The organism is Streptomyces typhae (assembly GCF_009755605.1).
GTDB lineage: Bacteria > Actinomycetota > Actinomycetes > Streptomycetales > Streptomycetaceae > Streptomyces > Streptomyces typhae.
This window is the reverse complement of the sequence record NZ_WPNZ01000038.1, coordinates 49,000-63,993: the sequence shown is the minus strand read 5'-3', so window position 1 is coordinate 63,993 and position 14,994 is coordinate 49,000. Positions and strand designations below refer to the sequence as shown.

The 14,994-nt window shown below is 70.5% G+C and carries 9 protein-coding genes and 1 pseudogene; 5 read left to right on the top strand and 5 right to left on the bottom strand.

Going from position 1 to position 14,994, the window contains the following annotated elements:
- Positions 1-88: 88 nt before the first annotated feature.
- Positions 89-1,486, bottom strand: coding sequence for a GntT/GntP/DsdX family permease (locus tag GPA10_RS40160; protein ID WP_343041861.1), 1,398 nt, complete (start codon positions 1,484-1,486; stop codon positions 89-91).
- Positions 1,487-1,601: 115 nt separating this feature from the next.
- A complete protein-coding gene (locus GPA10_RS40155) occupies positions 1,602-2,111 on the bottom strand; it encodes a gluconokinase (protein ID WP_157169725.1) in 510 nt (169 codons plus the stop codon).
- A 137-nt stretch (positions 2,112-2,248) separates the two neighbouring features.
- Between GPA10_RS40155 and GPA10_RS40150 the strand changes: the two genes are divergently transcribed.
- From GPA10_RS40150 to GPA10_RS40140, 3 genes are all read left to right on the top strand, one after another.
- Positions 2,249-2,956, top strand: a complete 708-nt coding sequence (locus tag GPA10_RS40150; RefSeq protein WP_058852326.1) for a FadR/GntR family transcriptional regulator — start codon at positions 2,249-2,251, stop codon at positions 2,954-2,956.
- 222 nt (positions 2,957-3,178) lie between these two features.
- A complete protein-coding gene (locus GPA10_RS40145) occupies positions 3,179-3,601 on the top strand; it encodes a YchJ family protein (RefSeq protein ID WP_157169724.1) in 423 nt (140 codons plus the stop codon).
- Positions 3,602-3,961: 360 nt separating this feature from the next.
- Positions 3,962-6,871: a peroxidase family protein gene (locus GPA10_RS40140; RefSeq protein WP_157169723.1), complete on the top strand. Its 2,910-nt coding sequence runs from the start codon at positions 3,962-3,964 to the stop codon at positions 6,869-6,871.
- Positions 6,872-7,022: 151 nt separating this feature from the next.
- Here GPA10_RS40140 and GPA10_RS40135 read toward each other — a convergent pair whose 3' ends face one another.
- Positions 7,023-8,639, bottom strand: a complete 1,617-nt coding sequence (locus GPA10_RS40135; protein ID WP_157169722.1) for an acetolactate synthase large subunit — start codon at positions 8,637-8,639, stop codon at positions 7,023-7,025.
- An 85-nt stretch (positions 8,640-8,724) separates the two neighbouring features.
- A pseudogene (locus GPA10_RS40130) lies at positions 8,725-9,318 on the bottom strand (XRE family transcriptional regulator); the annotation flags it as partial.
- Between the two features lie 606 nt (positions 9,319-9,924).
- Between GPA10_RS40130 and GPA10_RS40125 the strand changes: the two are divergent.
- Positions 9,925-10,140, top strand: a complete 216-nt coding sequence (locus GPA10_RS40125; protein WP_157169721.1) for a hypothetical protein — start codon at positions 9,925-9,927, stop codon at positions 10,138-10,140.
- A gap of 937 nt (positions 10,141-11,077) precedes the next feature.
- On the opposite strand, the gene GPA10_RS40120 is transcribed toward GPA10_RS40125, so the two are convergent.
- Entirely contained in the window at positions 11,078-12,586 is a 1,509-nt protein-coding gene (locus GPA10_RS40120; RefSeq protein ID WP_157169720.1) for a serine/threonine-protein kinase, read from the bottom strand.
- A 134-nt stretch (positions 12,587-12,720) separates the two neighbouring features.
- On the opposite strand from GPA10_RS40120, the gene GPA10_RS40115 reads away from it, so the two are divergent.
- Positions 12,721-14,874, top strand: a complete 2,154-nt coding sequence (locus GPA10_RS40115) for an AIPR family protein (protein ID WP_343041860.1) — start codon at positions 12,721-12,723, stop codon at positions 14,872-14,874.
- The last annotated feature ends 120 nt before the right edge of the window (positions 14,875-14,994 follow it).

Genomic DNA, 14,994 nt, shown 5'->3' with positions numbered 1-14,994 from the left:
GGCGTTTGAGGACGAGGCGCGCAGCGCCGATTGCTTTGGGGGTCCAGGGGGCGGAGCCCCATGGTTTCGGGAAGGGGCGGGGTGGGGGCTACAGCACCAGCGACAGCAACATCACGAACCCCAGCGCCACCACCGAGATGATGGACTCCATCACGGACCACGTCTTGATGGTCTGCCCGACATCGAGCCCGAAGTACTCCTTCACCAGCCAGAACCCCGCATCGTTCACATGGCTGAAGAACAGCGACCCGGCCCCGATGGCCAGCACGAGCAACGCGGTGTGCGCAGTGGACATGTCCGCGGCCAACGGAGCCACGAGCCCCGCGGCGGAAATCGTGGCAACGGTCGCCGACCCCGTGGCCAGCCGGATCGCGACGGCGATGAGCCAGGCGAGCAGCAGCGCCGGAATCGACCAGTCCTCGGAGAAGTCGAGGATCATCTGCCCGACGCCCACGTCGATGAGGGTCTGCTTGAAGCCGCCCCCCGCCCCGACGATCATCAGCACACCCGCGATGGGCGCGAGCGACTTCTCCACGGTCGAGGAGAGACGGTCCTTGGTGAACCCGGCGGCCCGCCCCAGGGTGAACATGCCCACGAGCACGGCGGCGAGCAACGCGATCAGCGGCGACCCGATGACGTCGAAGACGCGCTGCACGGTCGCGTCGGGGTCGTCCACGACGATGTCGACGAGCGCCTTGGCGAGCATCAGGACGACCGGCAGCAGCACGGTGGCGACCGTGGCCCCGAACCCGGGCCGCTTCTCCAGTTCCTCGGAGGCCCGCTGCGGAATCATCTTCTCCGGCGGCGCCACGTCCACCCAGCGCGCGGCGACCTTGGAGAACAGGGGCCCCGCGATGATCACGGTGGGGATGGCGACGAGCACACCGAGGGCAAGCGTCACGCCGAGGTTGGCCTTCACCGCGTCGATGGCGACGAGCGGGCCGGGGTGCGGCGGGATCAGGCCGTGCATCACGGACAGACCGGCGAGCGCGGGGATACCGATCCGCATCAGCGAGTAGTTGCCGCGCTTGGCGACCATGAGCACGACCGGGATCAGCAGCACGATGCCGACCTCGAAGAACAGCGGAAGCCCGATCACCGAGGCGATGAGGACCATCGCCCACGGCATGGCGCGCCCGCCCGCCCTGGCCAGGATCGTGTCCACGATCTGATCGGCGCCGCCGGAGTCGGCGAGCAGCTTGCCGAGGATCGCGCCGAGCGCGATGAGCACACCGACGCCCGCGACGGTGGACCCGAGCCCGGCGGTGAAGCTGCTGATCGCCTTGTCGAGCGGGGCGCCCGCGAAGGCGCCGAGCGCCAGGGAGCCGATGGTCAGCGCCAGGAAGGCGTGGACCTTGAACTTCGTGATGAGCAGAACGATGACGGCGATGCCCGCGAGAACGGCGATCCCGAGCTGGGCATGGCCCGCCGAGGTGATCGGTTCGACGGGGTCCGCTGCCAGCATCTCGACGCTGAGACTGGTCACGGTGTGGGTTCCTTGTGCGTGTGCGTGTGCGTGTGCGTATGCGTGAACGTGAGGGAGACGGGGGAAGCGAGGGGAAGCGAGGGGGGCGAGAGAAGCGAAGGAGGCGGGCGCCGGGTCAGCCGTCGAGCTCGGCCAGAGCCGCGACGGCCCGGTCCGCGATCTCCTCCGGAGTCCCCGCGACATCGACCCCGACGCCCGCCTCGTCCGCACCGAGCGGCTGGAGCGTCGCGAACTGCGAGTCGAGGAGCTTGGTCGGCATGAAGTGGCCCTCGCGATGGGACATCCGGTCCTCGATGAGGGCCCGGTCACCGGTCAGATGCACGAAGACGAGGCCGGGGGCGGCCGCCCGCAGCCGGTCCCGGTAGGCCCGCTTCAGCGCGGAACTGCTGACCACGCCGCCGAGCCCGGCCCGGCCGTGGGCCCACTCACCGATGGCATCCAGCCACGGCATGCGGTCCTCGTCGGTCAGCGGGGTGCCGGCCGACATCTTGGCGATGTTCGCCTCGGGGTGGAAGTCGTCGCCCTCGGCGTAGGGGACGCCGAGCCGGGCCGCGAGCAGGGGGCCGACCGTGGTCTTCCCGGTGCCCGCTACGCCCATCACTACGACGACGTGGGTGGTGCTCATGGCTGCTGTTGCCTCGCTGTCCTCGTCGACATCGATCAGTTCACGCCACTGAAACCTATTAGGTCTGACGAATTCAAGAGCCTGTGATGTAAAAGTCTGACTTTTTGGCCACGGTGGCTCCCTCGTACGCTGACGTCATGACCGCACAGGCCCGGGGGCTGCACGCCCACGTACTGGACAGCCTCGGGCCCGCCATCACTGCGGGCGAGTACCCACCCGGCAGCGTCCTGCGCACGGACGAACTCGCGCAGCGGTTCGAGGTGTCACGTTCGGTGATGCGTGAGGTGGTGCGCGTCCTGGAATCCATGCACCTGGTCGCCTCGCGGCGCCGCGTCGGCGTGACCGTGCTGCCCACCGCGGAGTGGAACGTCTACGACCCGCAGGTCATCCGCTGGCGCCTCGCGGGCGCCGACCGCCCGCGCCAGCTGCGCTCCCTGACCGTCCTGCGCTCGGCCGTGGAACCGGTGGCCGCGGGCCTGGCCGCGCGGCACGCGAGCGCCGAGCAGTGCGCGGCCCTCACCGAGAGCGCGCTCGGCATGGTCGCCACCTCGCGCGGCCGCCGGCTGGAGGCGTACCTCGTGCACGACATCGCCTTCCACCGTGTCGTCCTCGACGCCTCCGGCAACGAGATGTTCGCCCGGCTCGGCGACGTGGTCGCCGAGATCCTGGCGGGCCGCACCCACCACGACGTGATGTTCGAGGACCCCGACCCGGCCGCCGTCACCCTGCACGTCCGCGTCGCCGAGGCGGTACGGGAGGGCGACGCCCCCCGCGCCGAGGCCCTCACCCGCGAGATCGCCGAGGGCGCCCTGAGAGAACTGGACATCTTGGCGCCGCCCCGCTGAGGGCCGCGGGAACCTGCGCGCCCAGCAACGCCCCCTCAAGGGGCGCGGGAACCTGCACGCCCAGCAACGCCCCCTCAAGGGGCGCGGGAACCTGCACGCCCAGCAACGCCCCCTCAAGGGGCGCGGGGAACTGCGCGACCAGCCACGACGCACCCGCAGACGCACGAGAACGGGCCCCGGCAGACGGATCCGCGACTCTCCGCCGGGGGGGAGAATGCCCCCATGCCCCGACAGCCCCACCGCCCCCGGCGCCCCGCGCCGAAGCCCGCCGCCTGCCCCTGCGGCACCCCCGCCCGGTACGAGGCCTGCTGCGCCCCCCTGCACAGGGGAGAGGCGACCGCCGCGACCCCGGAACAACTGATGCGCTCCCGCTTCACCGCCTTCGCCCGGCGCGACGAGGCGTACCTGCTGCGCACCTGGCACCCGCGGACCCGCCCGCCCCGCGTCGAGTTCGACCCGGCGATGCGCTGGACGGGCCTCGACATCGAGGAGACGACCGACGGCACCGCCTTCCACACCATCGGCACCGTCACCTTCCGCGCCCGCTACACCGACGGCGGCCGCCCCGACGCCCTGCACGAGCGCAGCCGCTTCGAGCGCGTCGACGGTGCGTGGGTGTACGTGGACGGCGACTTCATCGACTGACCGACCGGAGCGACCGGACCGACCGGACCGACCGGAGCGACTGGACCGACCGGGCTTGCCGGGCTGACCGCCGTCACCCGTCGGGACCCGGCCATCCGGGGGCCCCGGCGGGTGGGGCCCCTGGAGAGGAAGACGCGCACGGGACGCGGCCCGAGGTGTCGGCCGGGCCCGCCGCGCGGCCCTGACGGGCCCAAACACCGTGAGGCGAGCGGCAGTTCGAGGCCCTGGCGGGACCAGGGGGCGGCCGCGCACATAGGCGGGTTCGCCCGCTGTGGGCGGACGGCGGCACCAGTAGCGTCGACGCCCCCTGCCGGACACCCGCTACTCTCCGTTTCCTCCTGCGTACGAAGGAAGCGCCCGATGGTCTCTTCAGGACAGTACGAGTCAGGACAGTACGAGCAAGGACAGTACGAGCAAGGACAGCACGAGCAGAGTTACGAGCGCTATCTCGGAGGAACCCCCCAGGCGGAGCGCGTCCTCTTCGAGCGCCTCGCCCGTGAGCTGATGAAGGTGCAGGCCGCCGACGCCCGCGCCGCGGGCGCCGGCGCGCCCGCCCGCGCCCAGCACGCCAAGGCCGTGCTCGCGGTGGAGAACGCCCGACTGCGCTTCCGCGACGACCTGCCGGAGGACCTGCGGCACGGCTTCGCGCAGCCGGGCGCCGAGTACCCGGCGACGGTACGGCTCTCCAACGCCAGCGGCATCCGGCAGGCCGACGCCGCACCCGACCTGCGCGGCGTCGCCGTACGCGTGGAGGTGTCCGCGGACGAGAGTCACGACCTGCTCGCCACCAACTGGCCGGTGTCGCACGCCAAGGACGCCCGCGAGTTCATCGCCTTCGCCAAGTCCATGGCGGGCGCCCGCACCACGCTCCAGAAGGCCTTCGGTCTCTTCGTGAAGCTCCCGCTCGCCGTCGGCCTGTCCACCGCCGACCGCATGCGCCGCAACATCAGGGCCGCGACCCGGCACACCGTCACCAGCCTCGCCGCAGAGACGTTCTGGAGCCGCGGCGCGATCCTGTGGGGCTCCGCGGGACCCGTACGGTATCTGCTGCGCCCGGCGGGCGGCGCCGCCCCGGGCCCCCGCCCCGACCGCCGCGACCCGAACTACCTGCACCGCGACCTCGCCCACCGCCTGGTGACCGCGGACGTCGCCTTCGACCTGTGTCTCCAGCGGTACGTGGACGAGAAGCGCACGCCCATCGAGGACGGCTCCGTGGAGTGGCGGGACGCCGTCGCGCCCGCCGTGCCCGTCGCCCGGCTCACCGTCCCGAGCCAGGACGTGGACACCGCCGAGGCCCGCTCGGCCGCGCTGCGCGTGGACGACCTCGCCTTCAACCCCTGGTACACCACCGACGACTTCCGGCCGCTCGGCAACCTCAACCGCGCCCGCAAGGCCGCGTACGAGGCGAGCGCGGCCTACCGCAGGGGGCTGCGCTTCCGCACCGAGGAGCCCCTGCGCAACCGGGTACTCGGGGTGCCCGTGGGCGCCGCCTTCCGGACGCTGAACCGGGCCGTGCCCTGGCACCGCCTGCCGCTCCAGCTGAGCCTGCTCAACCTGGTGTTCCTGCGCAAGGCGCTGCGCCGCTTCAACCTCATCGACACCGACCCGCACGAGGCGCCGCCGAGGGCCGTGCCGGTGCCCCTGGCCCCGCACGAGAGCCTGCGCACCGCGCGCTCCTACGACGGTACGTTCAACGACCTGTCCGCCCCCGCCATGGGCGCCGTCGGCGCCGCCTTCGGCCGCAACCTCGTCCCCGACTACCGCCCCGACCTCTTCGACACCCCGAACCCGGTCACGGTCAGCCGCCGGCTCCTGCACCGCGAGAGCTTCGTGCCCGCGACGTCCCTCAACGTCCTGGCCGCCGCGTGGATCCAGTTCCAGGTCCACGACTGGGTCAACCACCGCCGCCATCCCGCGGGCACCAAGACCGTCGAGGTGCCGCTGCCGCCCGGCTCCGCCTGGTACAACACCCCCGGCGGACCGGCCGAGCACGTCATGCGGTTCGCCGAGAACGAGGGCATGCAGGTGCCCGGCGGCCGGCCGCCCGTCCTCTTCGCCAACACCGCGTCCCACTGGTGGGACGGCTCCGAGGTGTACGGCGCCGACGAGGCGACCGCGCGACAGCTGCGCGCCCCCGACGGCGGCGCCGACCTGCGCCTGGAGGAGGGACATCTGCCCATCGGCCCGAACGGCGTCCCGCTGTCCGGCTTCACCGACAACTGGTGGCTCGGCCTGAGCCTGATGCACACGCTGTTCGCCCGCGAGCACAACGCGGTCTGCGCCGCGCTGCGCCGCACGTACCCGTCCATGAGCGAGGAGTCCGTCTACCACACGGCCCGGCTCGTGGTCTCCGCGCTCATCGCGAAGATCCACACGGTGGAGTGGACCCCGGCGATCCTCGCCACCGAGGCCATCGACCTCGGTCTGCACACCAACTGGGACGGACCGCCGGACAGCTGGCTGCAGAAGCTCGGCCTGTGGCTCCTGGAGGCCCACTCCCTCACGGGCATCCCGAAGACGCTGCCCGACCACCACGGCGCGCCGTACTCGCTCACCGAGGACTTCGTCACCGTCTACCGCATGCACCCGCTGATCCCGGACGACTTCGACCTGCGCGAGCACCACTTCGGGCAGCGCCTGGAGACGGTCGGCTTCCTCGACCTGAACGGCGGCGCGGCCGAGGGCGCCATCCGCAAGACGGGCCTCGCCAACAGCCTGTACTCCTTCGGGATCGCCCACCCCGGCGCGATCACGCTGCACAACTTCCCGCGCGCGCTGCAGAAGTTCGAGCGCGAGGGCGAGATCATCGACCTGTCCGTCGTCGACCTCGTCCGCACCCGCCGCCGCGGCGTGCCCCGCTACAACGACTTCCGCGCGGGCCTGCACAAGGAGCGCATCCGCGACTTCGAGGACCTCACGGAGAACCCCGAGACCCTCGCCCGCCTGAAGGACGTCTACAGCTCGGTCGACGAGATCGACACCATGGTCGGCCTCTTCGCCGAGAACCCGCCCACCGGCTTCGGCTTCAGCGACACCGCGTTCCGCATCTTCATCCTGATGGCGACCCGCCGCCTCCAGAGCGACCGCTTCCTCACCGTCGACTTCCGCCCGGAGATCTACACTCCGCTCGGCATCGACTGGGTCCAGAAGGGCGGCATGAACTCGGTGATCCTGCGCCACTGCCCCGAACTGGCGTCCCTGATCCCGCGCTCGGGCACCGCGTTCGCGCCCTGGCGCCAGGTCCACCCGACGAGCAACGGCAGTACGTGAGGCGGGTACGGCCCCGCGGCCAGGGCCTGTCGTCGAACTCCGCAGGGCCGCCTGCCGGACGACGGGGGGAGATCGCAGGGCCGCCCTCCGGGCGACGGAGGGAGATTGCAGGGCCGTTCTCCAGGCGACGGAGGGAGTTCGACGACTGGCCCTAGGAGTCCGTCCCGGCCGGTCCGCCGCGCGCGGGCCGGCCGATCGCGGGCACCACACACTCCACCAGGAAGGGCCCCGGCTCCCGCAGGCCCCGCCCGACGAGGGCGGAGAACTCCGCCACCGTCGCGGCCCGCCCCGCGTCGACGCCCATGCCGCGCGCCAGGGCGACGAAGTCGAGCGCGGGCCGGTCCAGGTCGAAGAGCTCCCGCCCCGCCGCGCCGACACCCGCCCCGCCGAGCATCATCTGCTCCAGCTCCAGAATGGCGTACGCGCGGTTGCTGAAGACGACGACGGTGACGTCGAGGCCCTCCCGCGCGAGCGTCCACAGCGCCTGCGGCGTGTACATCGCGGCCCCGTCGGCGACCAGGGCGACGACGGGCCGCCCGGGGCAGGCGACGGCCGCCCCCACCGCGAGGGGCAGGCCCTGCCCGAGCGCCCCGCCGGTCAGCGTCAGCCAGTCGTGCGGCGGCGCCCCGGCGGTGGCCCCCGGCAGCCAGATCCCGGAGGTGTTGGCCTCGTCGACGACGACGGCGCCCTCGGGGAGCAGCGCGCCGAGCACGGCGGCGGCGCTCTCACCGGTGAGCGCACCGTCCGGAACGACCGGCCGCACCGCCTCCTGCGCCGGGGGAGCGGACACCGGCCCGCGGCCCCCCACCACGTCGGCCACCGCACTCAGCCCCGCGACCACGTCCCCGCTCCCACCGCCCCCGAGGGCCCGCACCTCGCACCCCCCGGGGACGACGGTGTCGTCCTGCCCCGGATAAGCGAAGAAGGGCACCGGCACCGACGCCCCGGCGAGCACGAGGTGGCGTACGCCGGAGAGCAGGGCGGCCGCGTCGGCGGCACGGTAGCCGAGGCGTTCCACGGGCGGCAGCCCGGCGCCGCGCTCCAGGCGCGCGGGGAACGTCTCGCACAGCAGCCGCGCCCCGGTGGCGGCGGCGACGCGTGCGGCGGCCCGGAGGCCGGGCCCGTGGGTGGCGGCGCCACCGAGGAGCAGCGCGGCGGGCGCACCGGAGCGCAGCGCCGCGGCCACCCCGGCGACCTCGACCTCGGACACGAGCCCCCGAGCCGCGACGCCCCGCGGCATCCCGGGCGCCCCGACCGCGTCCCCCGCGTCCGCCCACGCCACATCGGCGGGAACGATCAGGGTGGCGACGGCGCGGGGCGGCCCGGCGGCCGCGGCGACGGCCTCGGCGGCGTCGCCGACGAGGTCCGCCGCGTCGAAGGCGCGCCGGGTCCAGGCGGACACCGTGCCGGCGAGGGCGCCGATGTCCGACTCCAGCGGCGCGTCGAGACGCTTGTGGCGCAGCGCGTGATCACCGATCACATTGACGATCGGCGTTCCCGCCCGCCGCGCGTTGTGCAGATTGGGCAGCCCGCCGGCGAGCCCGGGACCGAGGTGCAACAGCGTGCAGCCAGGCTCCCCGGCCATCCGCCCGTACCCGTCCGCAGCCCCCGTCGCCACCCCTTCGAAGAGACACAGCACCCGCCGCATCCCCGGCACGTCGTCGAGCGCGGCCACCAGATGCAGCTCGGAGGTCCCCGGGTTGGCGAAGCACACCCGCACCCCCGCCTCGAAAAGGCCGCTGACGACGCGCTGAGCACCATTCGGCATGGCGGCAAGTGTCGTCGGCCCGCCCGTGCGGGGGGCAGGCGCATTCCGGCCACAGGACGAACGCGGAAACCCACGTTGCCAACGTCTACTCAGGAGGGCGGCTGCACCGCTCCAGTGTGGCCTTGCTCGTGGACGGGTCCATCAGGCGCAGCTCCCAGGGACCGGTGTTGACGTCGAAGTCCTTGCCGAACCCGACCCACTTCCCGGCCATGCGACGCCCCGTCGGCTCCACCAGCATCTGAATCGCTCCGTGATAGCGAGCGCCTTGGTAGTAGCCGTCGGAAGCGGTCTGCTCCGTCCACGTGCCCGTCACCACCGACCGATCGAGGGTGAGGTCAAGGGACAGAGGGCTGTCGGGGTTGCCGCTCGCTCCGGGCAGGCTCCGGGCCGTGAGGTGGTTGCCGGTCTGAACGATCACTACGTAGTGCTTGCCGTCATAGGCGCTGTCGCGGCCCGACGAGAAGTACTCGTATCGGGAGAGCCACACCCCGCCGTACTGTCCTGCGGACTCCGTGGCCGTTCCCACGTCTCCCGCCGCGACAGCCACACCTTCGGATGCCGACTCCATGTCGTGTCCCCCTGCTCCGTCGTCGTGCACGCGTGCCATGACAGACAGTGTGAACCCGAGGTCTTCGGCACGTCGTCCCGTGACATGCTCCAGGGCTCGAGGGTGCCCCGGCCCGTACGGGCCGGGGCGCTTCGTTGATTCGTTAGAGCAGCGTCAGGAACGGGTTGCCGGTGTTGAGCGGTTCCGGCCCTTTCATCGGCAGCGGTTCGGGGACGTGCTCGGGGGCCGGGCGGTAGCCGTTCATCGAGACAACAGCGGCCCCATTTCCATTACGGTCCGTTTCTGTCCGCTTCGCCTGCTGGGGCCTCATGGTGGACGGAGCGTCACAGGAACTGTCGTCGTCGAGCGTGAACACGATGGCCGGACGGCCGACCCCGTTCCGTTCCTGCGTGACGACGATGCCGGGCAGTTCCTTGACCTCAGCGGCAGGCCGCGACCCTGGAGCGTCTGCTCTGCGGTCCGCTCGATGAACACGGCCCACCCCTCGGGCAGGGTCTCGCCAAGGATGCGGGCGTACCGACGCACGATCCGCCACAACGGCCGAGCACCTTCCCCGAACGTGATCGCACGCGCCCGAGCGGTCGCCCACCCGTAGGCCTCAGACAGTTCGCGTCCGTCGACCTTGGGCAGACGCGCGCGGTCGTCATCGAGCAAGGGCACAAAGCCGAGCAGGAAGGGCAGGATGCGGCTGCCCGCTGGCGCACAGCCCGTGCGCGGATGAAACTGCCGGACGGCTTCCGGCTGCACGACTGGCGGGCGTCGAAGATCACAAACGATCTCGACAGCCACGAGAACCCGGTGGAGGTCTCCGCCAACGCCCGGCACCACTCGCCGGGCTACACCATGACGCGCTACGGCAGGCGTCGCGCCGAGGGAGCCAAGAAGCTGGCCGCGTCCAGTGCGGCCCGAATCGGCCTGTCATCCCTGGTCTGACCAGGGAACTCTCTGGGCCATTGGTCACATGGTTGGTCACGCCACTGCCCAGAAATGAAGAAAGCCCCTCGTGAGGGGCTGTTCCTGCTGGTTGCTGGTGTCCGAGGGGGGACTTGCACCGGGAGCCCACGGATCACGCCGCTCAGCTCCGAATTGGAGCTGGCTCTGACGTAGCCGCCGACCGGTGTCTGGGCGAGTGGAAATGTTGGTCGTGCGTCCGCGCAGGTGCGAATCCCTGGCGGGGGACCCAGGACATGGGAACCAGGGAAGTCGCCGGTCGGGGGCGGGCACCTGGTGATCCAGATGGTCGTCCAGTTGAATCGGTAGACCGGTGGCGCTTGACCACAGGTTCGAGCCCGGGAGCCACAAAACATGGCCGGTCGTGTCAGGGGCGCTGACCTGCGCATTCATGCCACGGTGAGGGTTGAGGGACGGTCGCGGCTGGTGTCGATCCCGCCGCGGGCGGTCTCGGCAGCTGCTGAACCCTCGCGCATGGTGACGAAGACGACCGTCCCGCGCTGAAGCCTTCGATGAGTCGGCAAGGGGCACGGCAAGAAGCCCTGTTCCAGGGCCCACGGCCTAGCACAGCTCTGGGGCCAAGGGGTATGGACACAGGGAATTCTGAGGGCATGTCACCCCTGCTAGCGTCTATCGCGCAATCACATCAGCGGACTCAAGCTCCTCACCTTCACCAAGGGCCTGGTGGGCAGCAACGCCGGCAGTCGGCGCCGGTACATCTCGGAAGTGCGGTCGAGCGTGCTGATGCCGTCTCGGACACATCGGGTCCTGCCCGGGCGAGCCGAGAGGGAGAACGGCAAACAGCGTGACCGAACTCCCTGGACGACCGCGGCGTCTGGCGGTCCCTGATCAGGAATCTGGGCCCGTAGATGGCGCCCTCGAGGCCCGGTGCACCCTGGTAAGTAGACTCGCCAGCTCCTTATCCGGTGGCTCCTCCCGCGAGTTGGATGCGCTTGAGCAGCTCGCGGGAGCGCACCGCGGAGGGATGTTCCGGAGGAAGTTCGCTGACAAGGCTTCGCAGCAAGTCGGCCGCCTCGTCCGCGCGATGCAGCGCCAACAGAAGATCGGCGATCTTCTGCCGAAGCACGATGGTCTCGGTGTCCGGCGCTTCTGGCAGCAGAGAGCGGTACTCCTCCAGTGCCTGTTCGTGCTCGCCGAGGGTCGCCAGGCACAGCGCGATGTGCTGGCGGTATTCACGGAGGTCTCTGCCGTTCTTCGCTTCGGCTGCCAAATACTTGAACGCGCCGAGAGCACGGCGGAAATCCTCTCCTGCGAGCAGCACGCCCGCGTGGATGCGCCGGGTCTCTGCCAACCGCGGGTCGAGCGGGTCGGCTTGGTCGAGCAACTCGTCCAGCACATGAGCGGCCTGCGTGAAGCGCCCCTCCTCAAACAGCCGTACCGCTTTCTCCTCCCCCTCCTGGACGAGCGCGTCGGACAGAGCGGGCGGTGCGGGACGCGCCGGTCCAGGCTCGGTGCGTAGGCCCAGGCGGCTCTTGGGAGCGAGGGGTGCGCGATAGGGGCGAGTCGGATCTGCCAGGCCAGACGGGCCTCGCGGTGCGGTGCCGGGCGACGGGAGGTGTGGGACGAGTCGGTCGTGGACGGCATGCGCATCAGCGGGGCGGTCGTCGGGGTTCTTCTCCAGGAGGTCCAGTACGAGCCGTTCCAGCTCAACGGGGACGTCGGGCCGCAGGGAGCGCAGTGGTTCGGGGCTGCCGTGGACGTGCCGCAGTGCGGCATCGCCGGTTCCGCACAACACTTTGCGCCCCGCGAGCATCTCGTGTAGGACGCAGCCCAGCCCGTAGAGGTCACTGCGGGGGCTGACGCCGACGCCAAGGAACTGCTCGGGAGCCATGTAGTCGCGGGTGCCGACCGGGCGGCCGGTTTCGGTCAGCTGGGCTGTGTCGGCCCCGAAGACAGAGGCCACACCGAAGTCGAGGACCTTCACGGCCCCGCTGCCGTCGATCATGATGTTGCTCGGTTTCAGATCCCGATGAACAACGGGTACAGCGTGCGCGTACGACAGCACGGAGCAGATCTGCGCGGCTACGGCGACCGCCCACTCGACAGGCAGAGGGCCCTGCTCGGCGACGAGGTCCCGCAAGTCCATGCCCCGGATCAGCTGCATCACTACATACAGTTCGGCGGCGTCATCGGGCGATTCGGCGCTCTGGTCAATGGCCGCGTCGTAGACCGCCGGCACGCCCGGGTGCTCGATCCGTGCCGTTACACGGGCCTCCCGCCGGAACCGGCCCACCAGCACGGCGAGTTCGGCGGGTGTGCGGGCCTTCTCGACGCGGATTTGCTTAATGGCGACGGGCCGGTCGAGGACGATGTCATATCCCTCGCAGACCAGACCCATGCCGCCGGGCATCGGCAGCGCGCTCAGCTCGTAGCGATCGGCGATACGTCTGGTCCGGCCGATGGTCATGTGGTGGCGACCTCCCGATGTATGGGGCATCCCGGTCTTCGAGTGAGCGTACGTCAGGTCCACACGGACAAGGTGCCGGGCTACGCTGGCCCGGCGTGCACAAACGGGGTGGCAATGAGGAGCCGAGGAGAAGCGTGAGCGGTACGGGGCGGGGGCCGTCGAGGACGACGCGTCAGGAACTGCACCAGATCGAGGAGGGACTCAAGCGGGGCTATCGGGGACTCATCGACGAAAGCGGTTTGGAACAGAAGTCGGGTCGCGACCTGGAGCGCGCATGGCTGTCGCGGGCAGTGGCAGCGACAGCGCTGCGCCGCAAGACCGGCCTGGACCACGAGACCTGCGCGAAGGCTGTCATCGACGGGTATGAGGACGGCGGGCTCGACGCGGTCGCGGTCACCGACGGAGCCCAGGTGTGGCTCGTCCAGGCCAAGTGGAACGACAAGGGGAACGCGGGCTTTAACCAGAATGCGGCCCTCGCTCTGGTCGACGGGCTCAGCCTCTTGGAGCAGCGTAGGTTCGAGGTGTTCAACGACAAGCTGCAGCCGTTCACCGCGCAACTGAACTCCGCGTTGGCGGACGCCCGCCTGAAGATCCACCTGGTCATAGCGCTCGTCGGGGACGACCCGCTTAGCAAGCACGCCACGGACGTCCTGGACCGCGCTGTCGAGGACCATCGTGGGCACGGCCCCATGCTCGGCTATGAACTACTGGGCGCGGGTGAGCTGTTGGAGCAGCTCAAGGATGACCGGTCGCCCGCCCCGGTGGACGTCACCGTGCGGATGCAGAAGTGGATCAAGCGCGATACGCCGTTCACCGCCTTCCAGGGCACGGTAGCGGCTGGCGAGGTGGCCGGGTGGTATGACGGGCACGGTCCGCGCCTGTTTTCCCAGAACATCCGGAACTCCCTCGGCCTGACCACGATCAACTCCGGCATCCAGAAGACACTGGCAGAAGAGCCCGACAACTTCTGGTACTTCAACAACGGCATTACGGTGCTGTGCGACAGCATCGAAGAGCGCTGGATCGGCCGCCGTCGCCCCGACGAGCCGGTAGAGCTCATCTTGGGGAACGTCAGCGTCGTCAACGGCGCCCAGACCGTCACCTCGATACACGAGGCACGGAACCTGACACCGGACACCGTCGAAGATGCGGATGTCAGCGTCCGAGTGATCGCCCTGGGCGACCTCGGCGACGAGCGGGTCACCTATGCGAAACGCATCACACAGACCACCAACACCCAGAACGACGTATCGCTACGGGACTTCATCGCCCTGGATGACACCCAGGCGCGCATCCGCGAGGATTTCGACCTGTCCCTCGGTAAGCAGTATGTGTACAAGCGTGGCGAGGCCGATCCGGCCCCGGAGGCGGGCTGCTCGGTGGCGCATGCCGCCGTCGCGCTGGCCTGTGCGCACCGCACGCCGGAACTGGCGGTTCGCGCCAAGAGGTCGACAGACCTGCTCTGGGAGAGTGGTCGGCTGGGCAACTACGCGCGGCTGTTCGGCGAGGAGCCGAGTGCCCTGCGTATCTGGCGCTGTGTCCTGGTCCACCGTGAGGTCGGCGAGGCGCTGGAGCGGCTGCACGAGCAGGTGCGCGGCCGGGCAGCCGACACGACGCTCCGCGGTGATCTGCTCGTCAGCCACCTGGTCTTCCAGCTCCTCGCCCCCGACATGGAGGACGTCGACGACCCACAGTTCGATCTCGTGCCCCTCCTCGCTCGCGTCCCGGACCTGGTCAGACCAGTCGTGGAGTGGCTTATCCACCAGATCGACACGGTCTACGGACCGCAGTCCTTTCTCACCAGCACGTTCACTAACGAGGACCGCTGCAAGGAACTCGTCGGCCTTGTCCTACCGATGGTGCGGGCCGGGCAGTCCGTCCCGGAGGTCCCCGACACTTACCAGCCGCCCACCCCGCAGCCCCGCCGCCCACGCCGCCCGAACGCGGTGCCAACCTTGGTGACCGCCCGGCTTCTGGCAGAGGGCACTCCCGTCCGGTACGTCCCGATGAACACTACGGAAGAGAAGGCGGTACGGGACTGGCTGACCGCCGACCCCCGCAGGGAGCAGGCGAGTTGGACGAACGACCGCTCCAAGCCACTGGTGTGGGCCTACGACGGCACCCCCTACTCGGCGAGCGGCCTCGTCAACCGCATCTGGGAGCTGGCCGGCTGGGATCAGGCGCCGACCGCTGTGCAGGGACCGGCACGATGGATCGTCGGTGACAAGAAGTCCCTGTACGACATGGCCATGGAGTGGCTGGCCACCGAGGAGGAGACGGAGGGCTGACAGCCACCACCATCCTGGGGGAAGCCTGGCACACATCGAGCTCCGCACACCGTCTCGCCGACGGTGTGCGCCGGATACGTGGCCCCGGTTGGGTACCGAAGGGCGCGAACAGTACGGGTG

Bases quoted from the DNA above. Each gene is read 5' to 3' on its own strand.
- GPA10_RS40125 (WP_157169721.1), top strand. From the start codon at position 9,925: ATGAAACTGCCGGACGGCTTCCGGCTGCACGACTGGCGGGCGTCGAAG.
- GPA10_RS40120 (WP_157169720.1), bottom strand. From the start codon at position 12,586: ATGACCATCGGCCGGACCAGACGTATCGCCGATCGCTACGAGCTGAGC.
- GPA10_RS40145 (WP_157169724.1), top strand. From the start codon at position 3,179: ATGCCCCGACAGCCCCACCGCCCCCGGCGCCCCGCGCCGAAGCCCGCC.
- GPA10_RS40135 (WP_157169722.1), bottom strand. From the start codon at position 8,639: ATGCCGAATGGTGCTCAGCGCGTCGTCAGCGGCCTTTTCGAGGCGGGG.
- GPA10_RS40155 (WP_157169725.1), bottom strand. From the start codon at position 2,111: ATGAGCACCACCCACGTCGTCGTAGTGATGGGCGTAGCGGGCACCGGG.
- GPA10_RS40150 (WP_058852326.1), top strand. From the start codon at position 2,249: ATGACCGCACAGGCCCGGGGGCTGCACGCCCACGTACTGGACAGCCTC.
- GPA10_RS40140 (WP_157169723.1), top strand. From the start codon at position 3,962: ATGGTCTCTTCAGGACAGTACGAGTCAGGACAGTACGAGCAAGGACAG.